8 protein-coding genes are annotated in these 13886 nt (G+C 44.3%); all 8 read right to left on the reverse strand.

What is annotated here, in order from left to right:
• Positions 1–33 precede the first annotated feature (33 nt).
• The gene (locus tag QUB30_RS22585; protein WP_333337771.1) at positions 34–1695 is read right to left on the reverse strand and encodes a diguanylate cyclase domain-containing protein; all 1662 of its coding nucleotides are present in this window, start codon (positions 1693–1695) and stop codon (positions 34–36) included.
• A gap of 129 nt (positions 1696–1824) precedes the next feature.
• Complete coding sequence (locus tag QUB30_RS22590) at positions 1825–2277, reverse strand: response regulator (protein WP_333337774.1); 453 nt, start codon at positions 2275–2277, stop codon at positions 1825–1827.
• A gap of 591 nt (positions 2278–2868) precedes the next feature.
• Positions 2869–4770 (reverse strand): PAS domain S-box protein, encoded by a 1902-nt coding sequence (locus QUB30_RS22595; RefSeq protein ID WP_333337777.1) that lies wholly within the window; start codon positions 4768–4770, stop codon positions 2869–2871.
• On the reverse strand, positions 4771–6711 hold the full coding sequence (locus QUB30_RS22600; RefSeq protein ID WP_333337780.1) for a response regulator: 1941 nt from the start codon (positions 6709–6711) through the stop codon (positions 4771–4773).
• A 300-nt stretch (positions 6712–7011) separates the two neighbouring features.
• Entirely contained in the window at positions 7012–10170 is a 3159-nt protein-coding gene (locus QUB30_RS22605; RefSeq protein ID WP_333337783.1) for a PAS domain S-box protein, read from the reverse strand.
• Positions 10167–10565 carry a response regulator gene (locus tag QUB30_RS22610; RefSeq protein WP_333337786.1) on the reverse strand — a complete coding sequence of 133 codons (399 nt, stop codon included), beginning with the start codon at positions 10563–10565 and terminating at the stop codon, positions 10167–10169. Before QUB30_RS22610 ends, QUB30_RS22605 begins: the two co-directional genes overlap by 4 nt.
• 52 nt (positions 10566–10617) lie before the next feature.
• On the reverse strand, positions 10618–13218 hold the full coding sequence (locus tag QUB30_RS22615; protein WP_333337789.1) for a CBS domain-containing protein: 2601 nt from the start codon (positions 13216–13218) through the stop codon (positions 10618–10620).
• Positions 13219–13328: 110 nt separating this feature from the next.
• Entirely contained in the window at positions 13329–13526 is a 198-nt protein-coding gene (locus QUB30_RS22620; RefSeq protein WP_333337792.1) for an ATP-binding protein, read from the reverse strand.
• Positions 13527–13886 lie beyond the last annotated feature (360 nt).

Here is a 13886-nt window from a genome sequence, read left to right on the forward strand (position 1 = left end):
ATGATATTACAAATTACCAATTACTTTCAAATTTTAGATAAAAAGCGGGGAAGATTCCGATTTGCTGCTGGCGTGACAAATGCGATTTTTGCCTTCGGTTTTGGCTTGATAAAGGGCGCTGTCAGCGCTCCGAATTAGGGTGTCGCGAGATTCGCCGCCAGAAGGAATCGCCGTAGCAATGCCGCAACTGAGGGTAACGTAGGGGCAGATCGACGATCGCGCGTGGGGCAGTTTTAAGCTGGCGATACCGTCGCAAATTTTCTGGGCGACAGCGGTTGCCCCTTCGGTGCTAGTGTTGGGCAGCACTACGGCAAATTCTTCGCCGCCGTAGCGGGCAGCCAGATCCCCTGCCCGCTTGACAGCTTTGGCGATCGCCGCGGCAACTTGGCGCAAACAATCGTCGCCGCCGAGGTGACCGTAAAACTCGTTGTAAAGTTTAAAAAAGTCGATGTCAAAGATCATTAAAGACAGCGGCAGTTCCTCTCTTGCCAATCGCCGCCACTCTAACATCAAAACGCGATCGAAGTGGCGGCGGTTGGCAATGCCCGTCAGTCCGTCTGTAGTTGCCAGTTGCTGCAATTTTTGATTGGCTATTGCTAGCTGGCGGTAAAGTTGAGATTGTGCGATCGCGATCGCCACTTGATTTGCTAAGTGCTGTAAAAAATCTATTTCCCACTGCTGCCATTCCCTGACACCGCTGCAATTGTATGCTGTCAGCATTCCCCACAAAGTATTGCCATTTTCTGCGATCGAATCCAGCGCACTTGAACCCTGCACCTGCGGTTTGCCGGTCGCCGGCTGCCAGATATAATTTTCGGCTGCATCTTCTGTTGTTTCTTCTTCCCAAACAGTGTTTTCTAATCTTTGGTTTACCGTTTCCCAGTCGCCAGATTGCCAAATTGGAACGCTTACAACGGCTGTCATTTCACAATCTGCCAGCAATTCTTTGCAACTGCCAGCCAAGTCCGCAGCGCTGACATCTGCTATTGCTTGTACCGACTGGGATTCGACCAAAACAAAGCATGACACCGCCAAAGCAGCACTAATATGTTGGTTTTCAACATAACCCAATGGCAAACCGTCACTTGCGACGATCGCGCCTTTTTGCTCTTCCCCGTCGAATTGAGACGCCCCATCCTGACAGCGATAAATTAAAACGCGGTCTGTTTTGAGAAATTGGCGCACTTCTGCGACGGTACTTTGGAGAATGCTTGCCGTGTCTATTGAGGATCGAATCTTTTCGATCATTTTGCCCAACAGCCGCTCTCGGAGGGCTTGCTGCCGCAGTTGTTCTTCTATGTGGTGACGTTCGATCGCGTAATGGATCGCCCGCACCAGCAGAGTTCTGTGAAATTTTCCCTTTACCAAACAATCTTGAGCGCCCGATCGCAATACCGAGAGCCCCGTATGTTCATCGTTGATATCTGTCAGCACCACCACAGGCACTGTGGGCGATCGGGCTTTCAAAACCGCGATCGCCTCGCTTCCCCCCAAGCTGTCTGAGAGTGACAAATCTAATAGTACGGCGTCAAACTTTTCTGTTTCCAGAAACGCCAGGGCTATTTCCACAGATTTAACAGTTCGGAGGCGAAACAGAGACTCACTGAATGAGCCTAAAAGGTCTTCGATCAGCGTCGCATCTGCGAGGTCATCCTCAACCAACAAAATATTCAGAAATTGGTTACGTGTTAACACAACTATAGCGTTCGGATCGGGTTGAAGGAAACTTTTTAGTTTTGAGAGCGATACTTGCGATCGGGCCAATATGTCGGTTTATCAAATTCGCTCTACACTCAAACTATCGATCTAGCCCTGAATTAAACCTTACTGCTCCGGCGGGAGCGAAACTATTTCAAACCAATACTGACATAAAGTCTTCATTACTTCAACCAATCCTTCAAAAGTGACTGGTTTGGATATGAAAGAATTAGCACCCAAGCGGTAGCAAAGCAATATATCTCCGCTGCGGTGCGAAGTTGTTAAAATCACAACCGGAATTTGTTGTAAGTCGGGGTCAGATCTGATCGAAATTAGTGCTTCTCGCCCGTCAAGCCGTGGCATATTTAGATCCAAAAGTATCAAGTCGGGCCGATGCCAATTTCTGCTACCAGTATATTGACCGCGACGGTACAAATAGTCTAGCACTTGTTCTCCATTTTCCACAAATTCGCTCCTAATTGCTAATCGAACTTCTCGCATTGCTTCCTTCACCAAAAAGCGCGTGTCCTCATCATCGTTGGCTATTAAAAGAGTAAAATTTTTCTTTTGATAATTCACGGCTTTGCCTCACTACCAACAGATTTTGTGAGGTGGCGGGACTTGGATCGGTGTCTGAGCGCCTGCAAAGCATCTGTTGCCATCACCCGGCAAATATGGCTGAGAACAATGAATTTGTGTTGCAGCAATTTCCAGTTTTGCTTGATTCGCCAAAGTTTGGCGCTAATGCTTGTTTCACTGAGCAGTCTGTCTGAGAACCTGCAAACTGCAAAGACATCACAAATTATTGTCCGCGAACTACTAGGGAAACTACTGAATCCCAAAGCAAGATGCTCTGGATAAAGTTGAAAAAAACTGACAAGTCTTACGGGCACCGCTGATTGTTAAGTTGTATAAGGATCGAGCTAATAGATTTATAGTGATAGATTTTTAGGTGTATGTCATCAGTGAATATGCTACAGTTTCTGCACCGTTGTGTAAAGAAAAGATAAAGCTATTTAAAGCTTAAGTAAAACCAGTTTCAAAAAAGAATGCAACTTTAGGCAAGCTTCAAACCCTAGTAGTCATCAATCATTCCCAGTTCTTCAATTCTTTAATCTCAAATGGTATAAATGACTGCTGACTTCTCAAGGCGGAATGCTGACTTCACTTTTATCCAGGAATAGAAAAATAAAAAGTCGAGCCTCGATGGGGTTGTGATTCTACCCAAAGCCGACCGCCGTGCCTCTCGACAATTTTTTGACAAATCGCTAAACCGATACCGGTTCCGGAATACTCTTTTTGGGTGTGCAAGCGCTGAAAAATCTGAAAAATTCGCGGATGATACTGTTCGGCAATGCCAATACCGTTGTCGTGCACTGTAAACACCCAGTTATCCCCCTGATGCGAAGCGCCCACCTGCACCACCGGCGCATCGCTGCTGCGGTACTTAATGGCATTGCCAATTAAATTTTGAAACAGTTGCAGCAGTTGAAAACTATCACCTCTTACCCCTGGCAAATCGCCCCTAGTAACAGAAGCTTGATTTTCCCGGATGGCCAACTGCAAATTAGCACAAGCATCCTCAAAAACCCGATTGCAATCTATCAGCTCAAAAGGTTTCTGACTGCGACCGACCCGCGAATACTCCAGCAAGTCATCAATCAGCGCCTGCATCCGCCCGCAAGAATTAACAATATTGCGGATAAATTTATTCCCTTGGGCATCAAGTTGGTTGTGATAGCGTTTTTCTAATATTTGAGCGTAGCCGGAAATCGTGAGCAAAGGCGCTTGCAAATCGTGAGAAGCCACGTAGGCAAACTGTTCTAGTTCGGCATTAGAACGAGTTAATTCTTGAGCGTAACGGGTTTGAGTGTCCAAACTCCCTTGCAGCAGTTCTTGTACCAGCTTGCGTTCGGAAATATCCTGGATCGCACAAATCAAATACTGCGGCGTCCCCTCGGCATCGCGCATTGCCGAAACAGTAACATTTGCCCATCGCACTTCCCCATCTTTGCAGATCAAACGTTTTTCCCTAGAAAAAGTTTGAATCTCCCCCGATAACAGCAAGCGCAGGTTTTCTCTGTCAGCTTCGATGTCATCCGGCTGAGTAATTGCCTGGAAATTTTGCTGTAACAATTCCGATTCTGCATAGCGGACTATTTGGCAAAAGCCGGGATTTACACGCATAAATTGACCGCCAAGCCCGGTTTTAGCTATGCCGACTGCCGCTTGCTCGAATATAGCGCGGAAGCGTTCTTCGCTTTCTCGCAGGGCAATTTCTGCTAGTTTGCGATCGGTGATGTTGCGAAATGTTACTGCCACACCATCGTTTAATTTTACCGCAACAATGTGCAGCCAAGCACTTGTATCTCGATCGTGTTCGTAATAAAATTCTTGGTCTACAGTCGCTCCTGTTTCTACTACAGAAACATACAAATCAAATAACCCGTTTTTGCGAAGTTCGGAAATTTCAGCCAATAAATTCTTACCAACTATCTCTTTTAATGGCAGACCCGAAATTTTTTCGGCGGCAGGGTTGATCAACAGCCACTGAAAATTCACAATATTTCCCTGGCTGTTGCGGACGGCAGAATAAGCCACCACACCGTCTAAGGAACTATTTAATATGCTAGCAAGCAGCGACTGCGACTGTTGCAGTTGAGCGTTTTGCTCTTTTAGTTGCTGTTGCAGTTTTTGCAAGCCGACTTGCTTGTCGATGCGCGCTAAAACTTCTTCTACTTGAAATGGTTTAGCAATATAGTCGGCACCGCCAACTCGAAAAGCTTGTAATTTATCGTTAATGTCATCTAAGACGCTTAAAAAAATCACTGGAATTTGTTCAGTTTCCGCTGTCGATTTCAGCCTCAGACAAACTTCATAACCGTTCATTTCCGGCATTCTAATGTCGAGCAAAATTAAATCGGGGCAATGGGTAATCGCAGCCTTCAACGCCAGTTGACCGCAAATAGCTCGGTAAACTTGATACCCCTGGGCTGTTAGCAGTTTGGATAAGAACCGCAGATTCCTCGGTTGGTCATCAACCACCAATACTTTAATTGCGCTATTATCCATTTATTTTAAACTCGCTTGAGTTAAATCCATTATCTTGTCGAGTCGGTAATCAGCAAGCAAATCTTTTAAAGCATCAGCTAAAGTTGGATGACTTTCCCAGATGCGATCGACAATTTGAATCGCCAGCTCTTCATTAACATCACTAACTGCGTCGTAGAGTTCCTGCACCCAATTGTGAGGCATCTCGGCGAGCAGCCGCCGGAAAAATGAATCTGGTTTTTCGCTAACAAAATAACGCCGTAAAGCCCCCGCTCCCTGTGGGGGGAACTCTTGATAAATATAGCGCACTCCCAAGTAGCAAGCCATCTTATCAAAGAGGATTAGTTCTTGAAAAGGTTTCCGCACAAAATCGTCGCAACCTGCGGCGATAATTTCGGCTTTTGTTTCCTCAAAAGTGCTAGCAGTCAGAGCAATAATTACAGTTCGTGGCTGAGTTTGTTTCTCTTTAGCTCTAATTTGTCTGACAACTTCAAAAGCGTCCATTAGTGGCATTCGCGTATCCAGCCAAATTAAATGAGGCTGCCAACTTTCCCACTGTTCAACAGCTTGGCGGCCGTTTTCCGCTTCTTGGACTTCAAAACCAATTGGTTGCAACATTTTCACCAGCAGCAGCCGATTTTCTTGATTGTCGTCAACTACTAAAATCCGATAAATTGGTTGGTTTGCTTCTAGTCCGATCGCCCGCTGCAGTGTCGCGACTGTTATTTCAGACGAAATAGCGGGACATACTCTGATATTAAATTTAAAACTGCTTCCCTTACCTAAAACACTTTTTACCCCAATATCCCCGCCCATTATCTGTACATATTTTTTAGTAATTGTCAAACCCAATCCCGTACCCTCCGCCACTTTTTTACCCGCTTCTGTTTGCACGAAAGCATCAAATAAAGTATCAATTTCTGGTGCTGCTATGCCAACTCCTGTGTCTTCAACTTCAAACAAAATTAAACATTCCTCGGCAGAGGTAGAGTTAGGATAAATCTCTAATTCTGCGGGTTCCTGCTGCTGGCAGCCCACGCTCACGCGCAGCCAAATGCTGCCGCCGTCGAGAGTAAACTTTATGGCATTTCCCAGCAGGTTAATTAAGCAGATGCGTAGCTTTTTTTCATCAGTTTTTATATATTGGGGAACATTCGCCTGCACGGAAAATCTCAGTTGCAATTTTTGGGTTTCAGCTTTGATCTGAAACATTTCTTCGAGAGTGTCGAGGAGTTGATAAAGGTCAAAGCTGCGTTCATCTAAGCTAATTATCCCTGCTTCTATTTTTGACAAGTCTAAAACATCGTTAATTAGTTCAAGCAAATGTTGACCGCTGCGGTTAATAATTCGGAGATTTTGGAGATTTTCGTGGCTGAGTAAATAGTCGCGGCTCATGACTTCGGTAAAACCCAAGATAGCGTTCAGGGGAGTTCGCAATTCGTGGCTCATGTTGGCAACGAATTGACTTTTTGCAAGGGATGCAGCGGCGGCGACTTCTTCGGCTTTTTTGCGTTCTATTATTTCTTGTTGGAGTTCTGTATTGCGATCGAGCAATTGTTTTTTCAGTCTTTGGATAGTCAGTTGGTGTTCGATTCTGGCTAAAACTTCTGCTACATGAAACGGTTTTGTGATATAGTCCACACCTCCCACTTTAAAGGCGGTTACTTTGTCCAATACTTCATCTAAAGCGCTGATAAAAATAACTGGAATTTCGGATGTTTTTGGATCTCTTTTGAGCTGCGTGCAGACTTCATAGCCGTCCATTTCCGGCATTTTGATGTCGAGCAAAATCAAATCGGGAGAACCAGAGCGCGCGGCTCTGATTGCCATTTTGCCGTTAATTACGCCCCGGACTTTGTAGCCTCGATCGGACAGCGTTGCTGATAAAACTTGCAAATTTTCGGGAGTGTCGTCAACAATTAATATGTTGCCTTTATTATTTTCTGTTTGATTGCTGGTCATCGAGCGCTATTTTTTGTAAAATTGAGAATTGCTGAGATTATGAAAACCAGTTAACTTCTGATTGTATCACTCCTTCGTCAATCAACTAATTTTAGATTTACATAACTTATACCATTTGAGATTTTAGATTTTAGAATAGGGAAAGACTGATGATTAGCAAGGTTGGGAGTTTGGCTACAGGTAAATTAGCCGATCGCTCCCGGGGGAGTTTACAAATAGTCGATCGATCTAAATCCTCAATCATCCCGAACCCGCCCCTCGATCCTCTTCCTCCCCCCCTCTTGCTTCTTCCTTCTTCCTTCAAAAATTTCTAAATTCCTCAATCAAATCAATAATCCGATCGCACCGGAAGTTATTCGCCAAATCGGCGAGCGCGCTGCGGAAACTAGCATTAATAGGAGGAATCGACAACAGCAGCCGAAAAATCCGCTCGTTATCAACCGCATCCGCCGCAGAATACAATTCATCAACCCATTCCGCAGGCATAGCTTCAAAAAATGAAGCGTTGAGCGTAAAAGCCAAATCAGCCGTTTGAGTTGCCCTGAAAACCTCGCCGGACGCCACAGCATCAGAACTTAGCGAAGTTTCTCGATCGTAAACATAGCGAACTCCCAGATACTTAGCCATCTTTTCCAGAATCACTTGCTCTCGAAAAGGCTTCGCTACAAAATCATCGCAACCAGCAGACAAAATCACCGATCGCTCCTCGTCAAAAGCACTTGCCGTCAGGGCAATAATCACCGTTGCTTGACCTTTCAAATGCGCTTTAATCCGTTTAGTAGCCTCGTAACCGTCCATCACCGGCATCCGCATATCCATCCAAATCAAATGAGGTTCCCAACTCGACCACATTTCCAAAGCTTTAACACCATTTTCAGCGTCCTGCACAGCAAAGCCGAGGGATTTCAGTATTCTGACTAACAGCAAGCGACTTTCCAGGCGATCGTCAACAGCTAAAATCCGGTATTCCGGCTGTCCGGGTTCGAGACCCACAACGCGGCGAGCTGTTTGAGCCACCTGAATTTCTACTGCATTAGGGAGCGAAACATTAACATCAAATCTAAAAATGCTGCCCCGACCGACACTGCTTGTCACCGTTATTTTTCCTCCCATTAATTCGACGAACTGTTTGCTAATTGGCAAGCCTAAACCAGTTCCTTCTTGAGCTTTTTTTCCGCTTTCTGTTTGCGCAAAAGGTTTAAACAAATTTTCCATTTCTTCCGCAGAAATTCCCGAACCCGTATCTTCCACTTCAAATAGCAAACAGCAATTGTCACTTAGCTGAATCTCTCCGCGATCTTTCTTTTTCAACAGCTCGTGTTTAATTCTTAAATTAACACCGCCTTCGGCAGTAAATTTAATAGCATTTGCCAGTACATTAATTAATATTTGGCGCAACTTGCTTTCGTCTGTTTCTACATATTGAGGTAGGTCTGGTGTGGAATCAAAAATTAACTGCAACCCTTTTTGTTCTGCTTGCAGCTTCAGCATATATTCAATATTTTTTAGCATTTTGTGCAAGTCGAAGGTGTTTTTATTAAGTGTCACCAGCCCCACCTCAATTTTTGACATTTGCAGAATATTGTTGATCAGATCGAGCAAATGTTCCCCGCTACGGCTAATAATTCCTAAGTATTGCTGTTGGTCTACACCCAGAGCAGGGTCACGGGTCAGGAGTTGGCTGAAACCGAGAATTGCATTGAGGGGAGTTCGCAATTCGTGGCTCATATTCGAGAGGAATTCACTTTTCGCCCGGTTGGCTCTGTCGGCTTCTTCTTTGGCTTTTTTTAGGGCTATTTCTGCTTGTTTGCGCTCGGTAATATCGCTAGCTGTGCCTGTTGTGCCGATGATGTTTCCTTCAGCGTCCAAGCGCGCGATCGCCTTCGTATTTACATCAATCGGTCTGCCGTCTTTTCCTAAGACGATACTTTCGTACTGAAACACAGCATCTCCCCTCAGCAAGCGGTGCTGAATTTCCCAGTTCCGGTCTATTTGTGCTGGCGCTAAAAAATCGCTAAAAGAACAGCCGATCATTTCTTCAGGGTCGTAACCGTAGATTTGTTTTACTGCTTGGTTCACAAAAGTAATGTGTCCTTCAGCATCGCAAGACCAGATAATATCTTGAGAAGTTTCAACTAAATGGCGGTATTTTTCTTCGCTCTCTGCTAGGGCTATTTCTGCCAGCTTGCGCGGGGTAATGTCGATCAAAGTTGTGAAGAGTTTTGTCACTTGCCCTTGTTGGTTGACAACTGCTTCTCCTCTGGCTTCGATGTAGCGGATGAAACCGCATTCACTTGTTTGTAACGGGCAATTATCCGCAGCAATTTTCACTTCCGGTCGCAGGATTCGATATTCCAAACTGTAGGATTTCCCGCTAGCAATAGCAGCGTCGAGCGTTGTTTGCCACTTTTGTCGATCGTCCGGATGCACGTATTGCGGAAACTCAGTTAGTGTGGGCGCAGCCTGGTTTGAATCGAGACCGAAAATCCGAGATAATTCTTCCGACCAAGTACTTGTGTTGGCAGAGAAATCGTATTCCCAATTGCCGACCCGGGCGATTCTTTGCGCTGCTGCTAAAGAAGCTGCTAGAGCTCGGAGTTTTTCTTCGGCTAATTTGCGATCGCTAATATCTTGAATCACAGAAATCACGCAGGTTTCGCCATGAATGTCAATGATTTCTGCTGACAGCAGCCCAGTTCTGATCGCCCCACTTTTAGTGCGCAAATCAAATTCGTAGTTACGAACAATTTTTTTGTGTTCTAACATTTTAAACAGCTCGGCGCGGGCTTGTATACTTTCCCAAAGATTCAATTCAAGCGCCGTGCGATCGAGAATTTCTGCAGCCGAATAACCGATTGTCTGGCAAAATGCCTCATTAATTTCTAAATAACGACTGTCTTTAAGTCTGGTAATACTAATGGGGTTTGGAGAAGAACGAAAAGCTTTAGCAAACTTTTCCTCAGACAAGCGTAGTTGTGCAGTCCGCTCCTCGACTAAAGTTTCCAATTCTTGATTCAGCTTTTGGAGTTGAACATTTTGTTCCGTTAATTGCTTCTCCATAAAATAGCTGTTAACCGCTTCTTTTACCGTCAACTTCAAATCTTCTGACTGCCAAGGCTTCGATATGTATCGGTACAATTTAGCATATTTAATAGTATTCGCGACTGCTTCGAGGTCTGCTTGCCCCGTTAGCATAATTTTAATAGTTTTTGGCAAAATTATGTGAATCTGCTTCAGCAATTCGTCCCCTTTGATATTGGGCATCAGATAGTCACAAATCACTGCCACAATTTCGCAGCCCTCTGCCAGTAATTCCTCCATTAACTCTAAAGCATCTTCGCCCCCTTCAGCGGTTTCTAATAAGTGTTCTTCTCCCAGGGCTTTTTTTAACTCAATTTTCAAACTTTCAAGAATTATCGGTTCGTCATCAACGCAAATAATCACAGGTTTATTGTTCATATTTTTGCCAAACCACTTTTTATAGTTTCTACTAATTCTTTGCGCTCCCACGGCTTGTACAAACAGCGGTGCAAGTTTGCTTGCTCTTTCACCCGTGCTATTGCTACTTCGTCGGCTTGCCCGGTCAGCATGACTTTCACAATCTTGGGATATTTTTGGTGAACTAGAATCAAAAATTCATCTCCTTTAATACCTGGCATTAACCAGTCAGATACTATGACCAAAATATCACTTTCATCTTCTTCTTGAATTTCCTCGATAATTTCCATAGCTTCATCGGCATTTTCTGCTACTTCATACAGGTAAGCATCCCCAAATTCTTTTTTAAGTTGAATTTTTAAACTATTTAAGACCACAACTTCATCGTCAACGCACAAAATTACTGGTTTTGGCATAAAATTTTACTGTTTTTAAATTTTTAAATTTCGGACGTTTTTCCTCATTTTTTTAAGGGCCGTTAGGGATTTCGATGGGCAAAGATACAGTGAATTTGGTTTTACCGGGCACGCTTTCTACTTGCAGTTCACCTTGGTGTTTTTCAACAATTTTATGAACTATATCTAATCCCAAACCGCTGCCTTCTCCGGGAGGTTTAGTTGTGAAAAATGGCTCAAAAATTCTCGGCATAATCTCTGGGGGAATGCCGGGGCCACTGTCGGTAATACTGACTGATATTGCGTTCGCTTGGTGTTTGGCATCAATTTTTAACACTCCTTTGTTGCCCATCGCTTGTAAAGCATTGTGAAGCAAATTTGTCCAAACTTGATTTAGTTCATCAGGATAGCATAGCACAGAGGGCAAATCAGTACCATAGTTTCTGACTACTTCCACACCGTGTTTGATTTGGTAGTGGTAAAGCGTTAAAACAGTATCAATGCCGTCAGTAATATTAGCGCTAGTCTTGGAACCCGACTGGTCGTAACGAGAGTAGCTTTTCAAAGCAAAGACGATTTTGGCTGCCCTATCTGTCGCATTAGCAATATTTTTAGTGCTTTTTTGTACCGTCGAAAATTGGTAGGCAATTTGTAAAACATTTCGATTTTTGCGGTCTTTCAACAAAGGTAAAAAAGCTTGTACATTATTGCCAATGCCAATATCTAATAAGGTACAGGCAAGGCTGTCTGCATCGTCAATTTGTTCTGATTCTAATTGACGCTGCAAAAGTTTTTTTAACTGACGTTTTTCTTTACTAGATAAGCTGTCTGTTTCTTGGTTTGACTTGTGCAACAAAGCAAAGAAATCCTGCCGCCGTTCCGGGGATAGTTGTTGGAAAAATATCGGCAACTGCTGCAATTGTTCTGCCCAGAAGTCGGCGATGTTCTGCACCGAGGAGCGAATCGCCCCTAAAGGAGAATTGATTTCGTGAGCAACTCCGGCAATTAACTGTCCGAGGGCTGCCATTTTTTCTGACTGAATCAGTTCTTTTTGAGTGCGTTTCAGTTCTTGCAGGGTATGAGCTAATTCTGCATTTTTTTGGGACAGCGCTGACTCTGCTAGTTTTCGGGCGCTGATGTTGCGAGCTACCCAAATTACTGCATCTTTTGAGAACAAAGAAATGCAGGCGGAAAACCAAATTTCGCGACCGCTAACTGTTAATCTGTAGTCGAAATTGAGAGTTTGTTGCGTCTCTAACACTTGCTGAACTAACACCCACCAATCATCCGGGTTGTCGTCGTCAAAAAAATGTTCAATGGTCAAGCTGACTATATCGCAATCCGGCTCGGAAAATGCTGCCACGTTCGTCGGTAAAACTTCTATATGGCCATGAATATCTAGTACGAGAACGATGTCTGTCATCGCTTCAAAAACTGCGCGGACTTTGCTTTCAGAAAAGTGCAATTTTTCTTCTATCAATTTGCGATCGCTAATTTCTTGCTGCAATTCTTCGTTACTGGCTTCTAGTTGAACCGTGCGGTCTAAAACTCGCTGTTCGAGTTCGGTGTTGAGGCGACGGACTTCAGCTTCAGCGGTGGCGCGGTCTTGTATTTCCTTTTTTAACTGACTGTTAGCATTAATTAATTCTAAAGTTCGCTGTTTAATTTCTTCTTCTAAACTTTCATTTAAAATCCGCAACTTTTCCTCTACTTCTGTTCTCCGAAACGCTTCTTTTTGCAAGTGTTCGTTCATTTGTTTTAACTCCTGAATTTTTTCGGCAACTGTTTCCTGCAAAATCTCGACATTCGCGTGCATTTCTACTGGATCTAAGGCCTGCAGCAGGGTAATTTCGGTCACAATACCGGCTAAATATCCTTCCTCATCCACCACCACCAAGCGCCGGATGCGGTGCTGCTGCATTAATTGGTGAGCCTGCCACAATGTGGCTTTTACGTGCAACGGTATCAGAGGAAAACTCATCGCGGCGGTGACAGGAGTGCCGGCGAAATCGAGTCCAGAAGCTTGGAATTTAACAATGTCGCGTTCTGTAATTATGCCGACTGGTTTCTGATTTTGGTTGTCGCTGTCAGTGCAAATGACTGTGCAGCTTTTGCGCTGGGCTGTCATCTGTTTTGCAACTTCTAAAACTGAGGCGCTGGTTGAGGTAACTATTACTTCTGCGCTCATAATTTCTTCGGTGCGCCACATTTTCAGCAAGTCGCCCGGTTTCAGGATTTGACGGATACTTTCGCAGGTGATAGCGCCTAGCAAGTTGCCACCTTCGTCTGTGAGGGGCAAATGACGGGTTTTTGCCGATCGCAATATGCTCAATACCTTGAAGATATTCCCCGCTGTATCGAGGTTCAGGGCGATCGGGTTGTGAGTCATTACCTCAGAAATTGCCACCCCTGCTAGCGAAATACCGCTAGCAGTTATTTCCACAACATCGCGCTCTGTAAAAATTCCGAGTAGTTGCTGCTCAAACGCGATTAAAATGCAACTGGCGCTCGCCTGAGTCATCGCAGCGATTGCGACTTTCAAGGGTGTGTCTGGAGGCAGCACAGGCAGTTTGGGGTCGATCGCCTGTTCTAGCAAGCTGTGGGTATCAGAAACTGTTGTTGACATGGGCAAATCAAGGGGATAGATGCAGGCGGAACCAGCTATTAATACCATTTTAGATTTCAGATTTTACAGTCGCGGCACGCTGACCGCAATCGAGGTTTGACACCGGTCTAGAGTTGGATTTTTAGTCGCGGATCGGTAGCGTTTTTAGTGCCATAGCGCTAAACGGCGATCGAAATTGACACAATAAAGCTTCTTTGACCGAGAACTGATGTTACTTCTATTTTACCCGAAGGTTTTTCCACGATTTTTTTAACAATATCCAGTCTCAACCCGCTGCCTTCGCCGCCGGGTTTTGTGGTAAAGAACGGCTCAAATATTCGCAGCCAAATCAAATCCCCGGAGAATTCCTTTGCCACTGACGAGCAGGCTCTGATTTTATGCTCTCGCCTCTACTTTTAAAACTCGGCAATTGTCGATCGCTTGTAAAGCATTGTGAATCAGATTTTGCCAAACTTGATTTAGTTCGGCTGGATAACACACCAATTGAAGCCGTCGATCTTGATAAGGTCGGACAATTTATCATCCGTATTTTTGTTGAAATAAAGAGTTAATATAGTTTCAATACTGTCAGTAATATTGGCAATTACTTTTCTCCCGTACAGTGAGAGCGACAATATCTTTTTAAAGCGAAAACTACTTTACTGGAGTTTAGACTAAGAAAAGCTGGCTCAGCTAGAAACTGAGGCAGAAAAAATCTATTGTGCAGCAAAATATAT

It is taken from the genome of Microcoleus sp. BROC3 (genome assembly GCF_036702515.1).
Classification (GTDB): domain Bacteria; phylum Cyanobacteriota; class Cyanobacteriia; order Cyanobacteriales; family Microcoleaceae; genus Microcoleus.

Excerpts from the sequence above, each read along its gene's own strand:
- QUB30_RS22595 (WP_333337777.1), bottom strand. The coding sequence starts at position 4,770 with ATGGATAATAGCGCAATTAAAGTATTGGTGGTTGATGACCAACCGAGG.
- QUB30_RS22600 (WP_333337780.1), bottom strand. The coding sequence starts at position 6,711 with ATGACCAGCAATCAAACAGAAAATAATAAAGGCAACATATTAATTGTT.
- QUB30_RS22605 (WP_333337783.1), bottom strand. The coding sequence starts at position 10,170 with ATGAACAATAAACCTGTGATTATTTGCGTTGATGACGAACCGATAATT.
- QUB30_RS22610 (WP_333337786.1), bottom strand. The coding sequence starts at position 10,565 with ATGCCAAAACCAGTAATTTTGTGCGTTGACGATGAAGTTGTGGTCTTA.
- QUB30_RS22615 (WP_333337789.1), bottom strand. The coding sequence starts at position 13,218 with ATGGTATTAATAGCTGGTTCCGCCTGCATCTATCCCCTTGATTTGCCC.